The following is a 26,129-nucleotide window of genomic DNA, read 5'->3' as shown; positions in this document are numbered from 1 at the left end:
TGCTTGGTTACCAAGAGGTTTCTCCATGCTTATGGTTGTTTGAATGTATTCAATGCAAAAGGGGGTTCTGAAAAAGAAGGTTGTTTTTTCTATTTTACCGTGTTTGACGCTTGCTCTTGCTTTGTACATTCGAAAGGCTATTGCTGTGTTACTTCATAACAGGATTTTCTTAAATAGTGTGCAGTTATAGTGTCAGCCTGTTCAAGCATTTGCTTTGGTGTCCCCATGAAAACAACCTCTCCACCTGCAGTACCGCCATCCGGTCCGATATCTATGATATAATCTGCCTGCTTCATCACATCCAGATTATGCTCGATAATGATAACTGTATTACCTCGTTCTACAAAGCCTTCCAGCAGTTTCATGATACTTTTGATATCGGATGCATGAAGACCAGTAGTTGGCTCATCCAGTATAAAAATATTTCCTTTATTTTTAAGATGCTTTGCAAGCTTAATTCTCTGACGCTCACCACCGGAAAGTGTTGAAAGTGGTTGTCCGAGTGACAGATAGGATAAACCTACCTCGTGCAGGGTGCGCAGTTTTCTGAAAATCTTTGGCTTGTCATTGAAGAATTCCAATGCATCTTCAACGGTTAATTCCATAATGTCGGCTATGTTATGTCCACGGTACTCATAAGATAATGCCTCCTCGCTGTAGCGTTTTCCTTCGCACATTTCGCATACGGTTGTTACAGGGTCCATAAATACGAGCTCTGTAACAACAATTCCCTTTCCATGGCAATGCGGACATGCTCCTTTGCTGTTGAAGGAAAACATACCGACATCAATGTGATGTTCATTTGCCATCAGCTTTCTGATATCATTACTGAAATCCAGGAAGGTTGCCGGTGTAGACCGGCCGGTTGCAGTTATTGGCGTCTGATCCACGAGGACTACACGGTCTTCGTATTGCTTTGCAAAGACATCACGGATAAGAGAGCTTTTTCCTGAACCTGCCACGCCGCTCACCACTGTAAGAATATGCAGAGGAATATCCACAGAGACATGCTTCAGATTGTGTAGTGATGCGTTATTTATGGAAAGATATTCAGTTGGGATTCTGGGCTGATTTTTTATCCTGATTTGCTCACGCATTGCATGACCGGTTCGTGTATCTGAACATAAAAGCTGCTCATAGCTTCCCTGAAACATAATCCTCCCGCCATTTCTTCCTGCCAGTGGGCCTACATCTATTATTTCATCTGCTATTCTGATGACATCCTTATCGTGTTCTACTACCAGAACTGTATTTCCTCTATCTCTCAGCTTGCGAAGCAAATCTGTCATTCTGTATACATCTCTTGGATGCATGCCTGTGCTTGGTTCATCAAATATATAGGTTAAACCTGTCAAGGAGCTCCCCATATAACGGACCAGCTTCAGTCTCTGTGCTTCACCCCCTGATAGTGTGGAGGATTCTCTGTTCATGCTCAGATACGGAAGCCCGATATCAATCATACGGCTCAGAGATGCTGTTAGAGCCTCTATGATTGTGGTTACTCTTGCATCCTTTATTCCACTGATAACATCCCGTAACTTCAGAAACTCCATGTTACAAAGATCAGCAATTGTAAATCCGTTGATTTTACAGGACAAAGCATGCTCATTTAATCGCTTACCATGACAAAGTGGGCATTCTTTTTCCTGTATCATCTCTTCTAAACGTTTTTTTGAAACCTCAGAGGAGCCCGAATGGTCCCGGTTGATAAGAAGTCTTGAAAAATGATTGTGAATACCTTCAACACGTTTATTCAACCGTTTGTCTCCACGTTTGTAGGCTCCGTATAAAAGAAGATTGTATTCCTGTTCGCTATAATTTTTAAGCGGCTTTTCAAGATCAAACAAACCGGATTCTGTGTACTGTCGATAATACCAGTTACCAGGATGGAAGGCAGGAAGATCGACCATTCCCTCCTTCCATGATTTCTCGGGATCTAGTGCTTTACATATATCCAGTTCAATAACTTTTCCAAGCCCTGAGCACTCCGGACACATTCCACTTGGATCGTTGAAGGAGAAACGGGAGGCGCTTCCTATATAGGGGGAGCCTATTCGCGAGAATAGCAGTCGCATAGCAGAGTAAAGATCACTGATGGTGCCAACGGTTGATCTGGCATTCCCCTGTAGTCTGCTTTGATCGATAATAACTGAGGCACTCAAATGATCGATGTGATCTACTTTAGGCTTTTCGAATTTAGGAAGGCGTCCTCGTATGAAAGCAGTATAAGTCTCGTTCATCTGGCGTTGACTCTCTGCAGCAATTGTATCAAATACAATGCTGGATTTTCCAGAGCCGGATACTCCCGTGAATACAACAATTTTGTCTTTAGGTATGGTAAGAGATACATGCTTCAGGTTATTTTGATTCAGTCCTCGAATCACTATGCTGTCTTGTTTTTTCATTTATAACTCCTTTGCTAGTTCATGATAAATATCAATACTCATTATATAGTCTCCCCTAATGGTAGAGTCAATAGGGTTATTCTGTTTTTGAAGCAGATAACATCTTATAGCATGATTTCATATAGCTGTGCCTTCTCGTAATTTTAAGACGATATCATCTGTAGCTTGATGATTTTACTATGAGACAAATTGCTTAACCGTATTACATTGATGTTCATTTACGGATAATGACAAATGAAGATGCAAGACATCATTTACATATTGCTTTTATATGAAACTGTCTGATTTTTATAATGAGACTGGAATACCTGTTCGATCAGCATGTCTTGTGAAAACAGATAGGGCCAATGTTTTTACAGAAGATTCATTGACTTTGTGAAAACGCTATCTTACAATATATAAAGAAATGAATTGCCATAGAAAAGGATGGTGGTAACATGGCAAAGGTTTTAATTAGCCCTGGAAAATATGTACAGGGTGCTGGTGAAATGAAAAAACTGGGAGTATACGCAGAAGGGTATGGAACGAAAGCACTGATTTTGATCAGTGAGGGCGGATATCGCAGAATTGGAAAGGATATTGAAAACAGCTTTGCTGGAACAGGCTGTACGTTTATTTTTGATTATTTTCATGGAGAATGTTCAAAACATGAAATAGAGCGGTTACGTGGAGTTATGAAGAAAAACACATGTAATCTTGTGATAGGTATCGGTGGAGGAAAAATCTTTGATACAGCCAAGGCGGTTGCACATTATGAAAAAACTGCTGTTTTGATTTGTCCAACCATAGCGTCAACAGATGCTCCATGCAGTGCACTTTCCGTAATCTATACAGATGAAGGGGTTTTTGAAGAATATCTCTTTTTACCTGCTAATCCGAATCTGGTCCTGATGGATACAGATATCATTGCAAAATCTCCTGTAAGACTTACTGTAGCTGGGATGGGTGATGCTCTTGCAACCTATTTTGAAGCGCGGGCATGTGAGCAGAGTGATGCGGTGAGCTGCGCAGGCGGTAAGGTTACCGGAGCTGCTATGGTACTTGCAAAGCTGTGCTTTGAAACTTTAATGGAGGAAGGTGTGAAGGCGAAGCTTGCTTTGGAAGCGGGCGTGTGTACTCCTGCTGTTGAAAAGATTATAGAGGCTAATACGCTGCTTAGCGGCATTGGCTTCGAGAGCGCTGGTCTTGCAGGAGCTCATGCGATTCATAATGGTCTGACTGTATTGGAGGAATGCCACCATATGTATCATGGCGAGAAGGTTGCATTTGGCACCATTGCACAGCTGGTTTTAGAAAACGTTGAAACTGCTGAGCTGCAGGAAATCATAGAATTCTGTATTGAGCTTGGATTACCTGTTACACTGGAGGAGCTTGGTGCTGCTGAAATCACAAAAGAGAAAATAATGGCAGTAGCGAAGGCAGCATGTGCGGAAAATGATACACTGCATAACATGCCGTTTGAGGTCACTCCGGATAAGGTGTATGCGGCTATTATCGCGGCAGATGCTTATGGACATTATTTCCTTAATGAAAGCTGATACACACCAAGTAAATGTGTGAATTACATTACAGATTATAGCAAACAGATAGAGTGGATGATGACGCCATTCTGTCTGTTTTTGCTTTTCTGTATATTCAGAAACGACATCCTGAAATGCAGCTGTAGCAAATCGCTGGCATTGTAATGCACTCTTTTCCATTATGAGGCAGCTATTGGATAAACATATCTCTTGTATAATTGATTATCAAAAGGGCATACTCCTGTTACAGAATGATAGTATTATGTTATGCTGATGCAAAGGAGAAGAGATACTATGAGAAATGTAACGTTGTTTATAGCGATGAGTCTTGATGGATATATAGCAAAAAAGGATGGATCTGTTGACTGGCTGCAGGGACAGGAAACTGAACAGGATGATATGGTGTCTTATCAGGAATTCATACAGGATGTGGATACCGTGATAATGGGCTGGAATACCTATCATCAAATAATTACGGAGCTTTCACCAGAACGTTGGCTTTATGAACATTTGGAAAGCTATATATTTACACATCGGAAATTGATCGGTAAGGAAAATATCCATTTCATTCAGGGAGACATATGTGAAAGTATACTGCATATGAAAAGGCAGGAAGGAAAAGATATTTGGATATGCGGTGGTGCAGATATTATTCAGCCCTTAATTGAACAGAATATAATTGATACTTATCATATCTCTGTGATTCCGATTATATTAGGCAGCGGTATACCATTATTTCAAGGGCGAAAAACAATTTTGAAATTAAAGCTTGCTGCCTCTAAATCGTATAACGGCATTACAGATTTGATATATAAACGAAGATAAGGCAGAAAAAACCACACTGCCTCGAATGCATTGAAATACTTTTCAATCAGGCGATATCAGAGCGGCTGTAAAGAACTTTTCCAATAATTTTTACAGGGAGATCTCTCACTTCCTCCTGCGTAAAGTAGCGGGCAGGCACTGTGGGATTGGCTGCCTCCAGAATGAGGAAAGGTTCTTTTTTTATAATGCGTTTTACGGTCACCTCTGTATTTCCAATCAGGATAACAGCGATAGTACCACTTTTTACATCATCACACTGCTTTACATAGATAAGATCCTGATCATGTATATGAGCACCTGTCATGGAGTCACCGCAGACGCGAAGAAAATAATCGCCCCGATAATAATCGCTCTTTGATACCTCCTCATAGCCTGCCAAGTTTTCTTCTGCAAATAATCCATATCCGGCCTTTGCTGTTCCAAGCAGCGGCTTTTCAAATCTGTCAGAATTCTTTAATAAGGATTCTACATCTGTCCCCAGCAGATAAGAAAGCTTTTCAATAACAGCAGGCTTCATGACCTTAGTCTCACCCTTCATCCACCGTGAAACCGTTGATTTATTGACGCCGACATGCTCTGCTATATAGTCATTGGTAACACTCATCCGGCATTTATATTCATTTAATAAATCTTTTAGCTGCATAATGACTCACCTCTTTTCATCATTATAAATTAGAATAACAAAAGTTGCAAGAAATTTCATTAAATTCTTAAAAAATAAAAAATTTGCATTAAAAAGTTGCATTTTATATTGATAAATGCAACTTATGGTAGTATAATCGCAGATGAAGAGGTGGAGATATGATGAAGGCTTATCTATGCATTGATTTAAAAACATTCTTTGCTTCTGTTGAATGTGTGGAGCGCAAGCTCGATCCGTTTGCAGTTAATCTGGTTGTCGCAGACCCCTCTAGAGGTAAAGGTGCGCTCTGTCTGGCAGTATCACCGAAAATGAAAGAACAGGGAGTTCATAACCGGTGCAGAATTTTTGAAATACCGGATAATATCTCCTATATCACTGCCATGCCGCGAATGAATTTGTATATGCAGTATTCTGCTGATATTTATGGGATATACTTAAAATATATATCCAGAGAGGATATTCATGTGTATTCTATAGATGAAGCATTTCTGGATGTTAGCGAATATCTGCAGATGTACAGTGTCAGTGCAAAGGAGCTTGCCCGTATGATATTGCAGGATATCTACACAACAACCGGTATTACGGCAACAGTAGGTATTGGTACAAATCTTTACCTTGCTAAAATTGCATTGGATATAACTGCTAAGCATGCGAAGGATAACATGGGGATACTTGACGAGCAATTGTATAGAGAGACGCTTTGGCATCATAAGCCTGTATCTGACTTTTGGCAGGTTGGACGTGGAATTTCCAAGAGGCTGGAAAAGTACAGTGTGGCTGATATGTATGATATTGCACATATGGATGAGCGAATTCTCTATCGGGAGTTTGGTGTGAATGCAGAATATCTGATCGATCATGCATGGGGCAGGGAACCGACGACCATCAAGGAAATAAAGGCATATAAATCAAAAAGCAACTCATTGTCAAACAGTCAGATTTTATTTGAGGATTATAATTATGAAGAGGCATTGCTGGTCCTGAAGGAGATGGTTGAGCTAAATGTACAGAATCTTGTGGAATCTCACCGGGTAACGGATCATATCGGTCTGTATATCGGTTACTCAGCAAGAAATGTAAAGGCAACCGGAGGCTCCAGAAAATTATCCAATGTAACTAACTCGTATGCATATCTGCGTAATGCATTTATTGAACTGTATAGGGAAACAGTAAATCGTCAGGAGCTGGTACATATGCTGTCTATCAGCTTTGGAAATGTAGTTGATGAGATGTATGAGACATATGATTTATTCACAGATTTCAATGCTCTGGAAAAAGAGAAGAAACTACAGCTTACTTTACTTAATATCAAACACAAATTCGGAAAAAATGCTGTGATAAAGGGGATGAATCTCCTGAATAAGGCAACTGCAATATCTCGCAATAAGCTTGTAGGTGGTCACAATGCAGAATAAACAGAATCATACGAGTCGTGCGAAATTATTCTTGCCCTTTGATTCTTTGAAAGGCTTTCGTGATTACTTGAAATGTAAGGAACGCGTGGTAGTTGACAAAAAGCAGCTTTCTTCGGATGCCTGTGAGGTATTGGATCGTAAATTACAGCAGATTCAAAAGGGACAAATGGTTAAAATTGTTTATTATGATCAGCAGGAATATGTAGAAGTGGAAGGGGTGGTGTCTAAATTTGATCCTGAATATTTGCACATTATTCAGATTGTGGATAAGGTGATACACATTCGTGATATCATTGAAATTCAGGCGGAGAATCTAAAAAATATCAGTTGGGATTAAGGGGATTACTCAACGCTAAGAAATTAAGGATAATTCAACTCTAATGCATCAATGAATTTGAAACATCTACTTTGCCACCCAGAAGTAAGAAAGAACTGAAATGGCAGCTGCTGTTTTAAAAAGAAATCACGTTGAGCTGTTTCTAAAAGATAAATGAGCGGTTTCAGACATGCCTATATAATCTCTTTTCAGCAAACATGTGCAGAGGCAAGAATTTTTGATTAAATTCTAATAACAGGCAATTGCAGGGATATCATAAGCCTACAAAGGAGCCTATAAAATTTCAGAAAATTTCTAGGAATCAAGAGGTGTTGAGGAGTCTGCAAAGTAAGTCTTGATAAATATCTCCATAGTTTTTTTTATATGAGTGTTTGTAAGAATGATATCATTACTAACCTGCGAACGGAGTCATAAACATATATTCATTTTTTAAAATTCGTATCCTTGTAACTGAAGGAGCTGCAAGGCATACATGCCGAGCGCTAAACAGCTGATTTTTTCATAAAAGCATTTGTTGCAAGGTAAATGGTGTGATAAGATAAGGATGAATAAGCGTTAAGGAGGATGATTGGATGAAAGAAGAAATGAGTCTGCATGAGTGGATCTATAATTATATTGAAGAAGCAATCCGCTTTGGGATTTTCCGTCAGGGAGAAAAGCTCCCAACTATTTCACAGTTTGCTGAACGATTTCAGGTTTCCAGGCGTCCCGTCATTCATGCCTTTAAGCTCCTGGAGGAACATCACTACATAGAGATGTCACGTGGCAGGCATTCACGTCTTACACTGGGACTTAACGAAGAGGAGTGTAGAGAGAACTGCATTCAGTTTTTTCTGGAAAGAAAATATGCAGTACAGGATTTGTGTGAGATACGCAATATTTTGCTTCCTGATTTGTTTACCCAGGCTTTGTGTTTGCTTAAAGAGGAACAATATGCCGCAATTCATAAAAGTATTGATCAGATGCAGGGTGAACGTACAGTCGTGGCGTTTGTGGAAACGGTCCTCTCTGTATTTGGAAATCCGCTGGTTTGCTGTCTTTATATGGAGGTCGCAATATTTGGAAGACTGTCTTTTTATGAAAAAATAAAGGATTCTATGGTGTTGCAGGGAATTCGTGCGCATAGTGATACTACGAAGGTACACGCATTTATTGATGCAATACATCAAAAGCAGCTGACTCATCAGGATATATATGAAATAACGAAAAAATACTTTGTGGATGATTCCAGAAAAACACAGGAGTGCTATGCTAAGCTTCCACAGCGAAAACCTGAGCGTAAGGTAAGCTTTCGCTGGAATATATATCGTGGACGGCCACGGCAGATTTATAATATTGCAAGCAGTTTATTGAAGGATATCATTTACCAGATATATCCGGTAGAGAGTCGCCTTCCACGGGTTTTGGATCTTTGCGAGATTTATCAGGTGAGTGAACCGACTCTGCGACGGGCTATGTCAATTCTTCAGGCGACCGGTGTTATACAGCCTATTGGCGGTAAGGGAATGAAAGTAATTCAATGTGAGGAAAACAGAATTCATGAGATGCTGGAAGACAACGGTGTCAGAGAACGTGTGATTGAAGGTATGCAGTGTCTTCAGATTTTACAGTTAACTTGCCAGGCATTTACCACTATGTCTTTTACAAGTATGGTGCAACGCCATGAACAACTCCAACAAGCATTATCAAATACAGAAATCACAAGTATAAATTGGGTGAGACTAATTTGTGAGTATTGTGATTCTATCATGGATGTAAATAAGCAGGAAAGCCTAAAGAGCATTTTTGAAGAGCTAAAACAGCATATTCTATGGGTTTATCCGTTTATTTGCCATTTGGATAAAGAGAGATATCAGTCGATATTTTGTCATACCTTTGATGTGCTTCGATATGCCATGAAAACAAGGGATGAGCAGTTATATGTGAGTGAGATGAAATATCTGTTCTATCTTGTACTGGAAGAGGTTCGCAGTCAGCTGGAATATGCTGGAGTAAAAGAGGCAAAGGATTTGAAAATGATTTCATTCAGAATGGATATATAAACGATTATTCAATGAAAAGGTTTCCTGATTACAAATGCAGAAGTGGAAATAAAAAAATTTAGCGTGGATACAGGTAGAAAAAAGACTGTACACAGAAATCAGAATTGATTTGGTGCGGGCAGTCTTTTGTACGTATCGAAAATAACAAACTATAAACGATGTCAGAAGCAACTCCAATGTCTCAAAGCTATTCAGGCTACTGATATTCCTTGATGTCAGATGCTGCGTGCTGTTTCATAGCCATCATGAATAGCATCCTTGATGGTCCCTGTATGATTTGCATCTCCAATCATGTGATAGGTCATACCGCATTCCTCTAACAGAAGCTTCAAGGTTGGATCACTATGGTAGCCAACTGCAAAAATCAGTGTATCAGCATCATCTATGCATTCCGTCCTACCATTTTTTGTATAATAAATTTTATCCTTTTCAACCTTTTCCACCGTGGCTTCACAAATCAGATTTACATGCTTTTTCAGCATACGCTGTACGAGCAGACTGCGGCCGGGACCGGATTCAGCTACCATGATATCTTTCGTCATTTCCAAAACAGTTATCACCCGATCTCTTGGATAACGGTCATAAACTAGGGGAGCAAGATAATCAGCGGTTTCACATCCTACAGAGCCGCCTCCCAGGATGACAATGTTTTTACCGGGGAATGCGTTTCCTGCCAGAATATCATCGGCGGTAGCCCACTGCTTGAACCCGGTAAAGGCTTTTATAATTGATGGAACGGCACCATTGGAGGCAATCACCTCATAATCAGCAAATTCTCCTTGCAGCATTGCTTTCTCAACTTTGCAATTCAGGCGTACTTCAACACCTGCCTGCATAAGGCGGCGTGCCATATATTTAATAACTCTGCTGAGATCCTGCTTGGCAATAGGTACTGCTGCCAGCTTCATCAATCCTCCCAGCGCATCACTTTGTTCACACAGAATGACATGATGACCTTTTCTTTTCGCCACAAAAGCTGCCTCCATACCAGCAGGTCCTCCACCAATGACCAGAATTTTTTTCTTAACCTCGGCAGGCTTAAGCGTGTCTTCATTTTCCAGCTCAAAGGATGGATTTACCGTACAGGCTACCCGTTTGCCAAACATAATTCCATTTAAACAGCGCAGACAGCCAATGCACGGACGGATATCATCGTCCTTTCCGCATTTTGCTTTATTGGCAAAATCAGGATCACACAGGTTGGCACGACCGATCATGCATATATCTGCTTTTCCATTGGCTATGAGCTCATCCGCAATCCAGGGTTCTGTAATCCGACCTACTGTTGCGACTGGAATATTTACGTGTTTTTTTATTTCCTGAGACAGATGAGCATGCACTCCAGGCTTTGTCCCTGCCGCAGGAATTGCACTGCCGCGCTTAATGGTAGTGCCGCCGGATACATGCAGCATATCTGCCCCATGTGTCTCCAGCTGCTTGGAAACATAAATCATATCATCGAGGTTCAATCCGCCATCACTATATTCATCTCCCGAGATTCTCACATCGATGATGAAATCAGGGCCGCATACACTCCGAACTTCTTCAACAACCTCCAGTGTAAGCTTCAATCTTCCATTGATATCTCCCCCATATTCATCACAGCGTTTGTTGTAAAGCGGTGTCAGAAAACCGCCAAGAAGACCATGCGCATGTGCAGCGTGAATTTCCACACCGTCACCCCCTGCCTGCTTAACACGAAGGGCTGCTTCTCCAAACTGGCGTATGATAACCTTCAGCTCTTCAATTGTAACCGGACGGGGAGCTTCTTTTGCATAGGAAGGTCCCACATTGGAAGGGGCAATCAGACGTGGTGTGCCTGGAATAGGGAATGCCATATAGGCAGGGTGAAACAGCTGTGGAAGGATCTTGGCACCATACTGATGCACTGCATCTGTTAGCTTCTTCCACCCGGGGATAAAGGAATCATCGTGAATCGACATATCCCCGGGCAGATAGATGTAGGTAGGCTCCACAGTTGTCACCTCGGTAACAATCAGTCCGACACCTCCCTTGGCTCTGGCCTCATAATGCTGTATAAGCTCATCCGTAATATAGCCCTTATCTGCCAGATTTGTAGAAATCGGAGGCATAAACACACGATTTTTGATGGTTGTATGCCCTACTTTAATTGGTGAAAATAAATGATGATAGGTGTTCATTTTAACATCTCCTTTACTGATATTTTATCACGAATCAGAATAGTAATCGCTGCCATGCATTGATGATATCCGGCATATTTTGTTGTGTTTTTACATTTGATGAGTTAGAAAAAGACAAAAAAAGGAGGCTGCTGGAAAGCTATTTGCGAATAACCTCCATTACAAGCTCCTCATCTGTCTGTGTTATTGTTGTTTTTGTAATCAGCTCATGCTGAATTCGGCATTGGATATGACCTTCCTGCTGCGTGATTTTTATACCGTCATTTTCATATAAAACCTCCTGTGTATCTGCTATAAGATGCTCCAGTAGTTCTTTTTGTTCAATATCAAAGCTCATACTCTGTTCTTTATGATTTTCATTCATTTTAATGTTTTGTGTGAATTTCTTGCGATAGTCACTGGGTACAATGCCGTATAATTCACGGAATGCGGCAGTATAGGATTTGGAATTCGGCATTCCGCAGTCAGCCGCGATCTGCTCTATGGAATCCTTACCCTCCAGCAAGGCCTCCAAAGAAGCCCGGATTCTGACATATGCGAGATATTTGACAAAGGAGATACCGGTATATTTTTTAAACAGCTTTGATGTGTAGGAAACACTGAAGGACAGTGTTTTAGCGACATCCTCCAAATGCAGTTCACTTGAAAAATGGCAGTCAATGTATTGAATCGCCTTCATATAGTTTTCATGATGGACAGATTGCAGAGGAAGCCGCTCTACCGGATACTGCCGATGATTGCTGGCAATGTAGACAAGCTCCATCATGATGGCGTTCATCTGAAACATACTGCTTTCTCCCCGTAGCAGCATCCGGACCAGTTCTCCTATTTTGTTTCGCAGCCTGCACAGCATCCGGTAATTTTTCGATCGTGTACAGATCATGGATTCAAAGGCTTCCTCTATATTTCCGCACATGCCTGCAGAGAATCGGGAAAAATCAATATGCAAAGTAAGGATAACGCTTTTATCATTATCCATCTGTCGGATCATGTGAATATCGTTTGGCGCAACAATCACCAGTTCATGTTCCTTAATACCTGCTGTAAAATGCTCTGTAACTGCTTCGTAGGCACCCTTTAATACATACGAAATTTCCAGACTCGATTGTCTGGAGAAAACCTGTCGCTTAAAACTGTTAATGCTCAAGCTCAGAGGATATCCGAATTTCTGTCCGGAAAAATCATAATAATGCTGCATATTCTGCATACTGCCGCCTCCCTTGTATCTACACTCTATCTTAGTGTTTTTTCTACCAGGAAACAAGACCTATTCACTTTCCTATGCAAATGTTGAAAGATGCAGCTATTTTTTGTTGCATTTACCTGTGATGCATTTGCCAATGTGTGCTGTTTCTGCGATAATACATACGGATGAAAAACTGAAATGAAATCGGAGGAAACTATATGATCAAGGAAATTGTGAAGGATACATTTTTGCTCAGCCGTCGTTGTGAGGCTGCTACGCTGGATGATCTGCAGACGGTTCAGGATCTGCAGGATACATTGCAGGCACATGCGGATCATTGTGTCGGGATGGCAGCAAATATGATAGGTGTTCTGAAACGTATCATCGTATTTCAGGATGGCGGAAGCTATGTATCAATGCTGAATCCTGTGATAATAAAAACCGGAGATAAGCGCTATACTGCCGAGGAAGGATGTCTCTGCCATAGTACACAGAAGAAAGCCTTACGATATGAGAAAATCAAGGTATCCTACATGGATTGCTGTGGGAAAAAGAAAATTAAAACCTATGAGGGCTTTTGTGCACAGATTATTCAGCACGAGCTGGATCATTGTGACGGTATACTGATATAATGAATTGAAAAAAACCTTGCCTTTTGCTGTAATTTATTCTGAATGGGCAGTATTTGTTTTTCAAATAAGTGATGATCAGTATAATGCTGTCATACCTGCTTGTTCCCAAGGGACATCCGTAAGCGCTGAATAGTCTGCAGGTTCCCTGAGGGCTTTCAGGCATCACACGAAAACAAAGGTGGCAAAGATTTGGCTTCATCCGTCCTTTTGCCTCTCCTGATGCTATATATGGCCATTCTCGAATACGGTTGATCCTGTGGTGATAAGGATTCCATTATTTTATAAAAGTTTACCTTTGTAATATGGAGACGGATATAGGGAAAATGTGTATAATAAAGATAACCAAATAAAGAAGGATGATATTATGAATCATACAGCGGATGCAAAGCAGTTCTGCCATCATCTCTGGCATCAGTATCTGGAGGAACGCTCCTATGAGATACCCGGCGGATATTTCAGTCCGCAAATCAGTGTGATAGGAACCGGTAAGCACGAGGTTTCACACTCGTTACAGGAATTTGCTGTATTACTGGAGAGAGAAGAAAAACAGTGGAACGGCACCTTTGTCATCGAGCAGGAAGCATACCAGGCCAGACAGTTAAGTGACAATGTATATATGGTATACGGAGAACTCGATGTGAATGAGGATGCAAGAGATCGAATCAATTATGAGCTGCACTTTCGTTTTACGATTATTTTGCAGTATACGCCGTCCGGCTGGGAGCTTCTCCATGTACATCAGTCTGTACCGGATATCAACCAGTGCAGCGATGAATTTTTTCCTAAGCGCCTGATTGAACAGAGCAATGAGCAGCTGCGCGAGAAAATCGCACAGAAAACAAGAGAATTGCAGGAAAGCAACAAGGCAGTCCTATATTACTCCCATCATGATTATTTAACGAAGCTTACAAATCGCTATTACTGCGAAAAACAGATTGAAGAACAACTGCGTAACGGGAAGCAGGGAACAATTCTAATGATGGATGTTGACCACTTTAAATTTTATAATGACACATATGGTCATCCTGTGGGAGACCGGATTCTAATTACGCTTGCACAGGCTTTGCAAAAAACCTTTTCAAAGGATATCGTGTCAAGGATTGGCGGGGATGAATTTCTTGTTTACTGCCCCCGACATTTGGACAACTGCATGCTGGAACACATTCTCGCACAATTTCGTGAGCACTGGGAGGATGAACAAAGGCAGTTTCCCTTTACACAGCACATCACGCTCAGCATTGGTGTCACTTATTTTCCGGAGCACGGCAGTACCTATCAGGAGCTGTTTCAAAAGGTCGACACCTCCATGTATAACTCCAAAAAGGGCATGCATAGTTACAGGATTTACGCTGATGAGGAATAGATGAAATCGCATCTCTTAAACAGGGATGTTTTTTCTTACCTGCCGGAAACTCAGGCAGCTGACAGATATGACAACAATGGGAAGATGGAAAGCAGTATTTACTATAGACAGAAGAACGCGTTGCCTTTATAATTAAGAGCGAATGAATGAAAAAAAGCATAACAGGTGTATGAAAATACCGAACAAGGAATGGAAGCGAACATCTTCAGCTGCCCCAGCAACCGTGATATGGACGAAATTCAGAAACCATTGTACCAATCTGGTATGAGAAGGTGAAGAGTAGGATGAAATTAAGCCGGGAGACTTGCCTGTTATGCAAACAGAGTTTTCTGCTGGGTGTGGAGAATATAGTTTTTTTATATGTTTTCTGCCCGCTGTCGTTAAGAAAGTGAGGGTGAAAAAATGAGTGTTGAATATTGTGCATATCCTTTTCTGAAGGAAAAAAGTCACCTGTGCGATTATGAGATAGCAACGGATCGTCTGGCATCCATGCTATCCGTGGCAAGACACCACATCCGTCATATTCCGCAGGAGGACCTCCTTCAACTGATGGAAATGATCTATCACGCCAATGGATCCATCCGGGGAGCGTGTGCCATAGGGGAGGCTGAACTGAAAAAGCTGAATACCTTCTATGCACGTTACCATATTGAGATGGATCGCTTTGTCCTGCCCGACGGCTGTATTGGTGCCAGCCATCTGCATGTGCTGCGTGCAGAAGTCAAGGCTGTTATCCGCATCATGCATCAGATTCAGTGTGAGGGAAAGCCGGTGGAAGCCATCCTGTTTGATTTTATGAATCTGCTATCCAATACCTTTTTCATGATGTGCCTGTATGAGAATGCACAGGACGGTATAAGGGAAAGAGAATTTATTAGCAGGTCCTATGTATGAAGGCAAGAGAGCTTTGCTTCATAGCCGTTATCGCTTCGATTGAAGCTGTCGTGTTTACATCATTTTCATTCATTCTATATCTGGAATGCATTACATTTACCATTGTGGTATTTGCGATGACATTTCAGACAAGGCATGCTGTTCTGGGTGCAGTGGTGTTTACCATACTCAATCTGAGTACCCAGGGGGTAGCCCCATGGTCGATGATGTACTGTCTGATTTATCCGCTGTACAGTCTGTTTATCGGCTGCAGCAGGAAATTCCTGAACAGACATTTCCTCGCGCTGGTATTCACCTGCGGCTTTCTGTCATTTCTGACAGGCCAGCTGGTACAGCTGCCCTTTATGCTGATTTCGGAAAAAATAACAGTGATATATGTTCTTATGGGATTAAAGACCTCTTTGATCCAGGGCTTTATGTCCATGGCGCTTTGTGCCATCTGTTATAAACCGATAGCAGCGGTTTTAAACCATATGGAAAGGAGATTGCAAAATGGGAAAGCTATGTAAAATTTTATTGGTATCTGCCATGCTGCTTGTTGGCGGATGCTCTTCAAAGGAAAGTGAAAAGAAGGAGCCTGTTAGTGACAACACGGAAAAAACAACGCTGAAAATCACGATTCAGGACGAGGTTAACAAAAAGGAGCTGTTTAACGGAAATGTAAGTGTAGAGGGAAAGGTGGAAACACTTGCGGACTTTCTGGAGAAGGCGAAGGATCTGGGTGTGAAAATGGAAGACGGTCAATATGGAAAAACCATTATGGCTATGAAGGGTGTGGAAACCAAGGACTTTAATAAGGGGCCATGGTGGCTGTATGAATCAGAGAATAACGAATCCTGCAAGGCTGCCGGAAGCTGTGATGCTGCAAGCAGTCTGAAAATTAAGGATGGAGATGACTTTACCTTTACGTATACTGCATCCTATTAACCAGCAATTGCTCTTTCATAAAAACCGTAACTGACAGTATTACAACGTTCATAATTGCTTTGCAAGAAAAAGGCGGTATGGAGAAAGACAATTATACAGCATCCTACATGAAAAAGCCGTATCCTTGGTCATCTGTAAAGGCCGTACTGGATACGGCTTTTCATGTGCTCTTTTATTTGAAGAATACCTGCAGAATCTGGAAGATATTGTGAAATTTCAGCCTCTGTGAATGATATTGACGGTTTGCATATACTGTTTCCTGGAATTAAGTGAAATGTAAGGAAGTCTTTCCATAGGCTCTGGTATAATGTGTGTGAAGGATTGCGGAAAGCATTATGCATGGATAACGCAAGCAGTATGATTGACAGAGAAGTACAGGAGGAATGGACATGAATATACTGGTAGTGGATGATGAAAAGGAAATTGCCGGGCTTGTGGAAATTTATTTAAAAAATGAAAATTATAAGGTGGATGTATGCTATACAGGGACACAGGCTCTGCAGAATATACGGACACGTTCCTACGATCTGGCCATATTGGATGTCATGCTTCCGGATATGGATGGCTTTAGCATTTGTAGGACCATTCGTCAGAACTACACATGGCCCATTATCATGCTGACAGCGAAGGAGCAGGATATTGATAAAATCAATGGATTGATGATCGGGGCTGATGATTATATGACCAAGCCGTTTCAGCCGCTGGAGCTGATTGCCCGCGTCAAGGCGCAGCTTAGAAGATACAAGCGCTATAATGTTCAGCAGAAGGCAAAGGAGCTAAGTTATCTGGGACTTGTCATGAATCAGGAACAGCATATATGCAGGTTGAATGAGAAAGACCTGAATCTTACACCGATTGAATTTCGTCTTTTATGGTATCTGTGTGAGCGTCAGGGAAAGGTTGTCAGTGCAAGGGAGCTGTACACCGCAATCTGGCAGGAAGAATATCTCTCATCCAGCAACAATACCCTGATGGTACATATCCGGCATATCCGTGAAAAGATGAAGGATCGCGGAGAACACCCGCGCTATATACAAAATGTCTGGGGTGTGGGCTATAAGCTGGGAGAAACACTATGAAACGCACTGTATGGATACTGCTTGCAGCAATCGCAGTGGTCGCTGGAGTTTATATCGCTGCGGATCTGCTGGGCAACGGTATGCTGCGGGAATTTTTGTCCGAACAGTTTTTCTATATGGAAGAATATACGGATACGACAGGTATCCTGCATCAGTATCTTTCTCCCAACTGGTATCGAATCAAGCAGCTGTTTTTTTTGCTGACGGCACTGGTTGTTGTAATTTGTATTGTCTGCGTGCGGACACAAAGCAGCCGTGTCGCTATGAAGCACAGGGCAGAGATAGAAAAGGCGATGGAAACGGCCCTGCATCAGTTTTTGGAGGATCGCGATTTTTATCTTCCGGAGGGCTTTGGTAATATAGAGGCACTTCTGCTGCAGATTCGAGCAAAGGAACAGAAGCAGCTGGCAATGCTGGAGAAACAGACACGTCAGAAGCATGATTTGATATCGTATCTGGCCCATGACATGAAGACACCGCTGGCTTCAGTCATCGGGTATCTGAACCTATTGAACGATGTATCGGATGTTCCAAAAGCACAGCGGGATACCTACATCCGTATCACCCTTGATAAGGCGGAACGACTGGAACAGCTGATTGATGAATTTTTTGATATAACGCGCTTTAATCTTCATGATATCGTTGTTTCAAGAGGGAGGATTGCGTTGGATTTTCTGCTGGAACAGCTAAAGGAGCAGTTCTATCCGACTCTGCTTGCACAGCATAAGGAGCTGAAGCTGGATATTGCAGAGGGCTCTGTTTGCTACGGTGATGCGGATAAGCTTGCCAGAGCTTTCAATAATGTATTGAAAAACGCTATTTCCTATAGCTATCCCAATACCGTGATACGGGTAGCAGTCAAACAGGAAGCAGAGCATATCCTGCTGGAATTCCACAATCAGGGGGATGAAATTCCAGAACAGAAGCTGGAGATGATTTTCGAAAAATTCTTCCGACTGGATAAGGCCAGATCCACAGCATCCGGTGGAGCCGGTCTTGGTCTTGCAATCGCAAAGGAAATCGTCGAGGCCCACGGAGGCAGCATTTATGCGGACAGTAATATGGAGGAAACAGTTTTCTATATAAAGCTTCCCATGCCCGCAACGGATACAGAGCTGCAGTCAGCATGATTGATGTGCTGCATCTGGAGGCAGAGAATGTACAAGGCTACAAACTGTAACCAATGCTGTTGGTTTATGATGAAAGCACCTGCGGGTGTTTTTTTCTTCGACGAGAAAGCTGTTATGCAGTGAATGCGTTTTTGCTGCGGATAAGATTGGAGAAGACTATTTGATAAACGAAACAGAATACGCTGGCTGATTATGCTGTTTCAATTTACGGATAACATGGATTTCAGACTGAAAAAGGGCATCCGCTGTGTGGGTGCTGCGATGTTTATGTTTACCGCGCTTGTAATTTTTTTATATGGAAGTACTTGCTTTTGACCTCATTCTAATCAACTTCAGCATGTGCCTTTGCCTGAAGCCTTTCAGCGTATGCGAAGTGAACAAACAAGCAACGCAAGGAGTTAAGTGATAATTAAGTAAGTGCTAAGTCTGTGTTTTCAACTATCTGTGCAATTCATGGTTCAATAGAGTCATGAAGGAGCTGATACGATGAAACGATTTAAAAAACTGCTGCTGGCTGGTGTACTGATTACAGGTCTTGTCTGTTATTTACAACCGATGATTTCCAAGGAGGATAAGGTGAATCTTCAAATCAGAAACACAGAAGAGCAGCCGATCAAGATAAGCAGCGAATTATACAGTAAGAATTATATCCTTATCCGGCAAAAGGATAGCAAGGTGATGCTGAAGGAAAGGGAAGAAGAAGCGATTGCTCCGGCATCCTTAACCAAGCTTATGACGGTATATACGGCATTGCAGCATATTGATGATTTGCAGAAAACCGTACGTATTCCAGCCTCCATATTCCCGCAGCTGGAAAAGGAGCAGGCGTCAATGGCCGGTTTTTTACCGGATGAGGAGGTGACCTATGAGGATTTGATTTATGGAGCATTACTGCCAAGCGGCGCTGATGCATGTATGACCCTGGCCATTTCACTGTATGGCAGTGAGGACGCATTTGTTGCCGAAATGAATGCGCAGGCTGAAAAACTGAAGCTGAAGCAAACCAGATTTCAAAACTGTACAGGACTTGATGAAGCCGGGCATGTGAGCAGCGTCCGTGATATTGCATGGATACTGGACGAGGCATTAAAGCTTCCTAAATTTGCAGAGGCTTTTCATGCAACCAACTACGTTATGGCTCCCAGCAATATGCATCCGGAAGGAATGACCATCTATTCCACTATGCGGATGACCATGGATCAAAACGAGTTGTCACAGGATGATATTTTGGGCGGGAAGACCGGATATACAAAGAAAGCCGGTCTATGTCTTGCCACACAGGCACGTATCCATGAGGAAACGTGGTTGTTTGTCAGCGCTCATGCGTCTGGTTCTGCTACAACAAAGCCATATCACATTCTGGATGCGATAAACGTGTATGAAGCTCTCGCAAGGCTTTATGCATAAGTCTGAATCCGGTAATGAAAGTAAGAGACAATCGCAAGGCTGTATGCATAAGCCTGAATCCGGAGGTGGAAATAAGAGGCAATCGCCCGGCACAGCTTGTCTGACTACAGGCAGATTCATCTCAGGAAAAACAAGGCAGACATACAGCTTAAGACTGTGTTCACGGCATTGTCTATGATTCACTGTTAAAGGTGGTATTCTCTGTGCTGCAACATATCCGGTTTAAGATTCAGGAAAATACAAAGGCAGACCATATGCGGTGTATACGGTACGTGGTCTGTCTTTTCTACATATCAGGCATGCACGCAGCATTTCTCTATCATAGTGTCCCTCGGTTCCCTTTTTTTATGGTGTTGCTTTTTCTAATCATACAAAAGATAAAAAAGCACACGATCGGTGGAATACACTGTGCCATGGATTATCAGATGGAAGCACGGATGTTGGAATGTTGGTTGGAAGTGATACATACATAAAGGGTATCGTACTGGTAATGAGGCTTACTGTTATCGCGGGTCTATGAGATATGCACCCCATAAAAGCAATTCCTATAGATATCGGAGTAAAATACCTCAGTTTTTCCGGCATATGCACTGATTTAAAACATGCAATACAACAAATCACCCGTTTTTCAGCTGATTTGTTGTTGCAATCTTTTTACCGTTTTCTCTGACCATCTGAAGCAGGTGGAACCTTAAGCTTATATCCTCTGTTTTATCTACGGTGTAGATAGCTTCTATTATCAAAATGTGAGGATAGCCTAACTTAAAGTTTTTATGATAAACAGTATATAACAGTTGACAACAGTTATATACTGTTATATACTGTTTGTGAACAGAGGAGGTATCTTATGAAAATCATTATTAACAACTCTTCTATGACTCCGATTTATGAACAGGTAGTAGAGCAAATAAAGGCTATGATCCTGAGCGAGGAGCTGGAGGAAGGCGATATTCTGCCATCTGTTCGTTCTCTATCCAAGGAACTGAAAATATCCGCTCTGACAGTCAAGAAAGCGTACGATAATCTGGAGGCTGAAGGATTTGCGGTTACTGTTCATGGCAAGGGCACCTATGTAGCCGGACTGAACAGGGCCCTGGTGATGGAGGAACATAAGAAGGAAATCGAAGCCGATTTGGACAAGGCCATTCAAAAAGGCAGAAGCTGCGGGATGGAGGACAGCGACCTGCTGGAACTGTTCCATCTGCTATTGGAGGAATGAATATGCTGAAACTGCAAAATGTTGTGAAAAACTACGGTGCCTTTTCTCTGCACTGTTCGCTGGAGCTGAAAAGCGGACAGATCAGTGCGCTGATCGGGCAAAATGGTGCTGGTAAAAGCACAACCTTTAAAGCCATTCTGGGATTGATTTCCATTGATGGCGGGGAAATTGAGGTATTGGGAAAGCCTGTACAGGAGCTGACACCGGAGGAAAAAGAATATGTGGGTGTCGTATTATCTGATTCCGGCTTCAGTGGATATCTGAATATCAAGGATATCCTTCCCGTAATGGACAATATGTACACGAAATTTGAAAAAGCGGAATTTCTGCGACAGTGCCAGAGATTTGCGTTGCCGATGGATAAACAGATTCGGGATTTTTCAACCGGAATGAAGGCCAAGCTAAAGGCATTGATTGCTCTTTCCCATCATGCGAAGGTGCTTATTCTTGATGAACCGACAGCCGGTCTGGATGTGGTCGCAAGGGATGAACTGCTGGATTTGCTTCGGGAGTACATGGAACAGCATGAGGATGCCTGTATGCTGGTTAGCTCCCATATCTCTTCCGATCTGGAGGGACTGTGTGATGATCTGTATATGATTCATGAGGGAAAGATTGTTATGCATGAGGATACAGATGTGTTGCTGAGTGATTACGCTTTGCTGAAGATGGATGAACGGCAGTATGCGGATTTGGATAAGCGCTATTTGCTGCGCCGGCGCAAGGAACCCTATGGCTATGCTGTACTGACCAGCCAAAAACAGTTTTATATGGAAAACTATCCGCAGCTTACTGTGGAAAAAGGGTCCATTGATGATGTGATTATGATGATGATACGAGGTGAACAGATATGAAAGGTTTATTGATTAAGGACTTCAAGCTGATGAAAAATCAGAAGAATTTCTTCTTTATCATGATATTTATAGCGGCAGCCATGTTGTTTGCTGAATTTGAATCAACCTTCGTTGTCAGCTATTTCACAATGATCGCTTCTATGTTTGTGCTGAGTACGATCAGCTATGACGAATATGACAACGGCTATGCCTTTCTGTTTTCCATGCCTTTTTCCAGAACGTCCTATGTGAAGGAAAAATATGTATTCTCTATTTTAGTTGGAGGCGGTGCATGGCTGCTTTCGGTGGTACTGTCGGGAATTCTCATTACTATTCGCAATCCGCAGATAAGCGTCATGGACTGGCTGCCGATTGATCTGCTATATATTTGCATCGTCCTTCTGTTTGCGGCTGTCATGATCCCTGTACAGCTGAAATTCGGCGGAGAACGGGGGAGAGTAGCATTGCTGCTTACCGTTGGTGTTGCCGTGCTGGGAAGTATGGGAGTCATAAAGCTTCTTGAAATACTGCAGGTAGATCTGGATGCTGTTCTGGCATCTATGAGTACAATGAATATGATGCAGATCGGAGGTGCTGCAGGGATATTCTCGGTAGTGCTGCTTGCGATATCCTACCGCATCAGCTGTCGTGTTATGAAAAACAAAGAATTCTAAAGCAATCATAAAACGATATATAGGGATAGCCGACACCGGGCTGTCTCTTTTCTTTTGGAAAGGCTTCTAGAAAAAAGGACTCTCAAAGTGTAAAGGGGGGTGACGCAGTCAAGGGTAATTGACAGGGCTGTAATAGCAAAGCGGAAGCAGTCGGATCATAGGAATTTACTACTTTCGGTTTTTCAGCTTTTTATATGCGTACCCTGATTTGCGTAAGAGGCATGGTGAAAATCATACGTGTAGTATTCTGTAAATACCTTTCACGTACATGAAATGTTAAATCAGCTCATGTATCGCTTCATCTCCTCTGCTTCAGCTTTTTCATAATTTCGATACAGGTCACTCAGTACGGACATGGAGGTTTGTGTTCTGCGATTTTTAGCAGTGTGCAAATACTGGTGTGATACGATATACACATCTTTAGCTTTCTTCATGCAGTATTTCTTTAAAGGCTGCCTGCTGTATCCGGAACAATTTAAAAATACAGTGACTGCTTTAAAATTACGGGAAAGCCATTCCTTTTACGGGAATGGCTTTATCAACCTACGATTGCTGCATAGGTTTCATAGATGGAATTCCATGTATAACGTCCGACGAGTCCATCTACGGCCAGACCGAATTCCCGCTGATAGGCACGTACGGCGCGATCCAGTCCTGGTCCGAAGCGGCTGTCAACGGTTACAGATGGAATGGATGGATAGCTTTCTGAGATAATGGAAAGGAAATACTGCAGCTGTTGCACTTCGATGCCGACATCCCCCTGACGCAGCACCTTTCCGGTCCATAAACCGGTAAAATAACCTTCCAATCTGCCAAGACTTCCCAGCTCCGCCAGCTTGCGGACTGCGACATAAATTCGGGAAATCTGATACCAGGTGGACTGCCCGACAATCCCATCTACGGTAAGGTCAAACTGCCGCTGAAAGGCTCTTACCGCACTCTCTGTTTGCGGTCCGAAAACAGCATCGGGTGGATAGATTAACGGAATGTTGGGATAATTGACAGCGATTCCGTTCAACAGCTCCTGAATGATAAACACCGGCTGACCGCTGCTTCCAAGCCGCAGGGCATAGCCGGGATAGGAAGGGGTGTACGGCTGCCAGTTATCTGTTTCCAGAAATTGCATTTGATCACCGTAATAATATCGGATGATGCCATAGGAATCATATCCGCGATTTGCCAGATCGAGTGTTCCCCACTGCTTCAGCCCCGGACACTGAGCTCTTTTTCCATCGCAATATTCCGCATAATACGGCTCCCTGTAAAACGGTTTTTTCAGATAATCTCCCATAACCTCATCCACAACCGCAGCGATATTATCATAGATATTACGACCGGGAACAAATGCCTGATCAAAGGCTGTGGAATTGGTGATATCAAAGGAATACCCTCTGCTTCGATACCATTCCGTGTAAATACGGTTTAGGGCAAGGGACATCTGACACCAGATATTTGCCCGCAAAGCTTCATACGGCCATGTCGGATAGATTTCACTGGATGCGACATTCTTGATATAATCGACAAAGCCAATGGTAACATTCTGTGCACTGGCTGTCGGTCTTCCCAGATGAACGGTAATCGTCGTGGGAAGGATGATTTCTTCTAGCATGAGCGACATCCTCCTCCCTCATGAAGCTGATGCTCACCGATATCGATGGTATTGCTTACACTCCGTACCCCGGAATTTTGCATGATAACGGTCAGCGTTGAATCGGTTTCTGCAAATATCTGTACACCGTTGCGGACTTCTGTATCGTAGCCTTCTTTGGCAACGTGAATATCATACTGACCATACGGGCGTGTCAGTGAGTGAATGTCTGTTGAATGCGAGCTATCCGGAGCATCCAATTCAATACGTTGTGTTTTACCGAATTCATCTGTACTGCATTCCATGATAAATATAGATCCGCGCTCATCCCGTCGAAAGACACTGATCTGCGCATTGGGAATGGGCTGTGCGGTTTCCTCCATGGTTTCAACCATGACATATCCTGTAGTGATAATATCACCTCCTTTACAGCGTATGCCGCAAATGTCCGTGGTATCGGGTCAATCGCCTGTCTGTGCCGGCGCGAATTACAGAAATATTTCATGACTGTGATATTTTTGTGATTAACATTACATATACTTGAAAAGGTGAAGATGATGAAAAGAAAAAAATACCTGCTGGGTGCAGGACTGCTTTGTACCATACTGGCAGCATCCTTCTGTCTGTCGCACATTACCTCCGTTTCCGCGAAACGTGCCTTCCATGCACTGGATGGTGTGGAAATCGTATTGGATCCCGGACATGGGGGAAAGGATGACGGTGCCCGCAGCAACGAAGCGAAGGAACAGGAAATCAATCTGAAAATTGCACAGAAGTTGAAGAAGCTGCTGGAGGAAGGCGGTGCCCATGTGACGATGACCCGTGACGGTGCCTATGATCTGGCAAGCGAAGGTGCTTCGAACCGCAAACGCGAGGATATGAAAAAGCGTATCGAGCTGATCAATCAGGACAAGACGGATCTGTTCATGAGCATCCATTTGAATTCCTATCCCAACACGAGTGTAAAGGGGGCTCAGGCCTTTTATGCTCCAAAGAATGAGGTATCCAAGGTATTTGCGGACATTGTGCAGAAGCATTTCCGCGCACTGACGCAGACGAAGATGACAAGCAAGCCGGGAGATTATTATATTCTGAATAATGCGCAGAAGATCGGTTCTCTTGTAGAGTGCGGATTTCTATCAAATGCAGAGGATCGTGCGAAGCTTATTACCGATGAATATCAGCAAAAGGTGGCGCAGACGCTGTATGACAGTATACTGGAATATTTCAATTTCCTGTCGTGAGAATACCGATAACCGAATGAGAATGTGATTTAAAAGCTGCTGTATAGGCGGGTGTACAGTCTATGGCGAATAGAATGACTGCTTCATAGCAGCCGTAATCTGTAGGACAGGGCAAAGGAGCGCTGTATGTGCTGCTGTAGGATACGTTTATAGCCGGCTTTGCCTTTATTACAGCCTGTACAGAAAACTCTGCATGCTTATCCTATGAAACATACAGAACGAGCTGCTGAACCTTGGATGAGCTCCTGATAGGGATGTTCCCGTTGTGAATGCTATCGGTTATATCTTTGTTATTCAACCGGATTTGTATGGCATCGTTCTTCTGATCTGCATAAAGGTGAAAGGTTCTTCGCTTTCCTTTAAAGAGCGCATATCGTTCACTGCTGTTTCGATGGTGCGCTTTGCCGTCGAACAGAGTACCGCTGCCTCGTACTTCAATCTGCAGCAGACAACGCTCCTGTCTGCCCTGCGGTTCCATGAAAACTGTAATGGCTGAGCAAAGACCCTGTGTTTGCCGCATGAATAGGCAATGCATCACAAACAGAAATAGTCCTGTACAAAGGATAATTTTGGTCAGATAAAAAAATGTTTTTCTCATGTGCTT

The 26,129-nt window shown here is 42.6% G+C and carries 25 protein-coding genes and 1 riboswitch; of the genes, 17 read left to right on the top strand and 8 right to left on the bottom strand.

What is annotated here, in order from left to right:
* Positions 1–137: 137 nt before the first annotated feature.
* Complete coding sequence (locus tag KSZ58_RS04590; RefSeq protein WP_009270544.1) at positions 138–2,405, bottom strand: excinuclease ABC subunit UvrA; 2,268 nt, start codon at positions 2,403–2,405, stop codon at positions 138–140.
* Between the two features lie 437 nt (positions 2,406–2,842).
* On the opposite strand from KSZ58_RS04590, the gene KSZ58_RS04585 reads away from it, so the two are divergent.
* The gene (locus tag KSZ58_RS04585) at positions 2,843–3,943 is read left to right on the top strand and encodes a glycerol dehydrogenase (protein ID WP_009270543.1); all 1,101 of its coding nucleotides are present in this window, start codon (positions 2,843–2,845) and stop codon (positions 3,941–3,943) included.
* 276 nt (positions 3,944–4,219) lie between these two features.
* Entirely contained in the window at positions 4,220–4,750 is a 531-nt protein-coding gene (locus KSZ58_RS04580) for a dihydrofolate reductase family protein (RefSeq protein WP_008818648.1), read from the top strand.
* Positions 4,751–4,796: 46 nt separating this feature from the next.
* Here the strand turns inward: KSZ58_RS04580 and KSZ58_RS04575 are convergent, their stop codons facing one another.
* Positions 4,797–5,393, bottom strand: a complete 597-nt coding sequence (locus KSZ58_RS04575; RefSeq protein WP_002605765.1) for a LexA family transcriptional regulator — start codon at positions 5,391–5,393, stop codon at positions 4,797–4,799.
* A gap of 158 nt (positions 5,394–5,551) precedes the next feature.
* On the opposite strand from KSZ58_RS04575, the gene KSZ58_RS04570 reads away from it, so the two are divergent.
* The 3 genes from KSZ58_RS04570 to KSZ58_RS04560 all read left to right on the top strand — a co-directional run bounded on the left by KSZ58_RS04570 (position 5,552) and on the right by KSZ58_RS04560 (position 9,187).
* Positions 5,552–6,808: a DNA repair protein gene (locus KSZ58_RS04570; protein WP_002605764.1), complete on the top strand. Its 1,257-nt coding sequence runs from the start codon at positions 5,552–5,554 to the stop codon at positions 6,806–6,808.
* The gene (locus KSZ58_RS04565) at positions 6,798–7,145 is read left to right on the top strand and encodes a YolD-like family protein (protein ID WP_009588775.1); all 348 of its coding nucleotides are present in this window, start codon (positions 6,798–6,800) and stop codon (positions 7,143–7,145) included. The genes KSZ58_RS04570 and KSZ58_RS04565 overlap by 11 nt, the downstream gene beginning before the upstream one ends.
* A 572-nt stretch (positions 7,146–7,717) precedes the next feature.
* Positions 7,718–9,187 carry a GntR family transcriptional regulator gene (locus KSZ58_RS04560; protein WP_009270541.1) on the top strand — a complete coding sequence of 490 codons (1,470 nt, stop codon included), beginning with the start codon at positions 7,718–7,720 and terminating at the stop codon, positions 9,185–9,187.
* A gap of 215 nt (positions 9,188–9,402) precedes the next feature.
* Here the strand turns inward: KSZ58_RS04560 and KSZ58_RS04555 are convergent, their stop codons facing one another.
* Both KSZ58_RS04555 and KSZ58_RS04550 read right to left on the bottom strand, forming a co-directional pair.
* The gene (locus KSZ58_RS04555; protein ID WP_008818652.1) at positions 9,403–11,349 is read right to left on the bottom strand and encodes an FAD-dependent oxidoreductase; all 1,947 of its coding nucleotides are present in this window, start codon (positions 11,347–11,349) and stop codon (positions 9,403–9,405) included.
* A gap of 139 nt (positions 11,350–11,488) precedes the next feature.
* The gene (locus KSZ58_RS04550) at positions 11,489–12,556 is read right to left on the bottom strand and encodes a helix-turn-helix transcriptional regulator (RefSeq protein WP_074747439.1); all 1,068 of its coding nucleotides are present in this window, start codon (positions 12,554–12,556) and stop codon (positions 11,489–11,491) included.
* 197 nt (positions 12,557–12,753) lie between these two features.
* On the opposite strand from KSZ58_RS04550, the gene KSZ58_RS04545 reads away from it, so the two are divergent.
* The 11 genes from KSZ58_RS04545 to KSZ58_RS04495 all read left to right on the top strand — a co-directional run bounded on the left by KSZ58_RS04545 (position 12,754) and on the right by KSZ58_RS04495 (position 22,693).
* Positions 12,754–13,167, top strand: coding sequence for a peptide deformylase (locus tag KSZ58_RS04545; RefSeq protein ID WP_008818654.1), 414 nt, complete (start codon positions 12,754–12,756; stop codon positions 13,165–13,167).
* Positions 13,168–13,531: 364 nt separating this feature from the next.
* Entirely contained in the window at positions 13,532–14,530 is a 999-nt protein-coding gene (locus KSZ58_RS04540) for a diguanylate cyclase domain-containing protein (RefSeq protein WP_009588755.1), read from the top strand.
* 146 nt (positions 14,531–14,676) lie between these two features.
* Positions 14,677–14,857, top strand: a riboswitch (cobalamin riboswitch).
* A 75-nt stretch (positions 14,858–14,932) separates the two neighbouring features.
* Positions 14,933–15,424, top strand: a complete 492-nt coding sequence (locus KSZ58_RS04535; RefSeq protein WP_008818657.1) for an ATP:cob(I)alamin adenosyltransferase — start codon at positions 14,933–14,935, stop codon at positions 15,422–15,424.
* A complete protein-coding gene (locus KSZ58_RS04530) occupies positions 15,421–15,933 on the top strand; it encodes a cytochrome B (protein WP_074747442.1) in 513 nt (170 codons plus the stop codon). The genes KSZ58_RS04535 and KSZ58_RS04530 overlap by 4 nt, the downstream gene beginning before the upstream one ends.
* Positions 15,917–16,351: a DUF4430 domain-containing protein gene (locus tag KSZ58_RS04525; RefSeq protein WP_009270536.1), complete on the top strand. Its 435-nt coding sequence runs from the start codon at positions 15,917–15,919 to the stop codon at positions 16,349–16,351. The genes KSZ58_RS04530 and KSZ58_RS04525 overlap by 17 nt, the downstream gene beginning before the upstream one ends.
* Before the next feature lie 383 nt (positions 16,352–16,734).
* Positions 16,735–17,430 carry a VanR-ABDEGLN family response regulator transcription factor gene (gene vanR / locus KSZ58_RS04520; RefSeq protein ID WP_009588790.1) on the top strand — a complete coding sequence of 232 codons (696 nt, stop codon included), beginning with the start codon at positions 16,735–16,737 and terminating at the stop codon, positions 17,428–17,430.
* Positions 17,427–18,560 carry a sensor histidine kinase KdpD gene (locus KSZ58_RS04515; protein WP_009270535.1) on the top strand — a complete coding sequence of 378 codons (1,134 nt, stop codon included), beginning with the start codon at positions 17,427–17,429 and terminating at the stop codon, positions 18,558–18,560. Before vanR ends, KSZ58_RS04515 begins: the two co-directional genes overlap by 4 nt.
* A gap of 486 nt (positions 18,561–19,046) precedes the next feature.
* Positions 19,047–19,967: a D-alanyl-D-alanine carboxypeptidase family protein gene (locus KSZ58_RS04510; RefSeq protein ID WP_217752621.1), complete on the top strand. Its 921-nt coding sequence runs from the start codon at positions 19,047–19,049 to the stop codon at positions 19,965–19,967.
* Positions 19,968–20,814: 847 nt separating this feature from the next.
* The gene (locus KSZ58_RS04505) at positions 20,815–21,186 is read left to right on the top strand and encodes a GntR family transcriptional regulator (protein ID WP_002605751.1); all 372 of its coding nucleotides are present in this window, start codon (positions 20,815–20,817) and stop codon (positions 21,184–21,186) included.
* Positions 21,187–21,188: 2 nt separating this feature from the next.
* Complete coding sequence (locus tag KSZ58_RS04500; RefSeq protein ID WP_008818663.1) at positions 21,189–22,040, top strand: ABC transporter ATP-binding protein; 852 nt, start codon at positions 21,189–21,191, stop codon at positions 22,038–22,040.
* The gene (locus tag KSZ58_RS04495) at positions 22,037–22,693 is read left to right on the top strand and encodes an ABC-2 transporter permease (RefSeq protein ID WP_009270534.1); all 657 of its coding nucleotides are present in this window, start codon (positions 22,037–22,039) and stop codon (positions 22,691–22,693) included. The genes KSZ58_RS04500 and KSZ58_RS04495 overlap by 4 nt, the downstream gene beginning before the upstream one ends.
* Positions 22,694–22,974: 281 nt before the next feature.
* Here KSZ58_RS04495 and KSZ58_RS04490 read toward each other — a convergent pair whose 3' ends face one another.
* The 3 genes from KSZ58_RS04490 to KSZ58_RS04480 all read right to left on the bottom strand — a co-directional run bounded on the left by KSZ58_RS04490 (position 22,975) and on the right by KSZ58_RS04480 (position 24,676).
* A complete protein-coding gene (locus KSZ58_RS04490) occupies positions 22,975–23,127 on the bottom strand; it encodes a hypothetical protein (protein ID WP_157132711.1) in 153 nt (50 codons plus the stop codon).
* Between the two features lie 104 nt (positions 23,128–23,231).
* Positions 23,232–24,302 carry a peptidoglycan-binding protein gene (locus tag KSZ58_RS04485; protein WP_008818665.1) on the bottom strand — a complete coding sequence of 357 codons (1,071 nt, stop codon included), beginning with the start codon at positions 24,300–24,302 and terminating at the stop codon, positions 23,232–23,234.
* The gene (locus KSZ58_RS04480; protein ID WP_008818666.1) at positions 24,296–24,676 is read right to left on the bottom strand and encodes a carboxypeptidase-like regulatory domain-containing protein; all 381 of its coding nucleotides are present in this window, start codon (positions 24,674–24,676) and stop codon (positions 24,296–24,298) included. The genes KSZ58_RS04485 and KSZ58_RS04480 overlap by 7 nt, the downstream gene beginning before the upstream one ends.
* Before the next feature lie 159 nt (positions 24,677–24,835).
* Here KSZ58_RS04480 and KSZ58_RS04475 point away from each other — a divergent pair, with 159 nt between their 5' ends.
* Complete coding sequence (locus KSZ58_RS04475) at positions 24,836–25,525, top strand: N-acetylmuramoyl-L-alanine amidase (protein ID WP_044908333.1); 690 nt, start codon at positions 24,836–24,838, stop codon at positions 25,523–25,525.
* A gap of 202 nt (positions 25,526–25,727) precedes the next feature.
* On the opposite strand, the gene KSZ58_RS04470 is transcribed toward KSZ58_RS04475, so the two are convergent.
* Complete coding sequence (locus KSZ58_RS04470) at positions 25,728–26,123, bottom strand: hypothetical protein (protein ID WP_074747445.1); 396 nt, start codon at positions 26,121–26,123, stop codon at positions 25,728–25,730.
* Between the last annotated feature and the right edge of the window lie 6 nt (positions 26,124–26,129).

The organism is Erysipelatoclostridium sp. DFI.2.3 (genome assembly GCF_019132535.1).
Classification (GTDB): Bacteria; Bacillota_I; Bacilli_A; order Erysipelotrichales; family Erysipelotrichaceae; genus Clostridium_AQ; species Clostridium_AQ innocuum.
The sequence above is the reverse complement of the archived record's forward strand: the minus strand, read 5'-3'. Positions and strand labels throughout refer to the sequence as shown.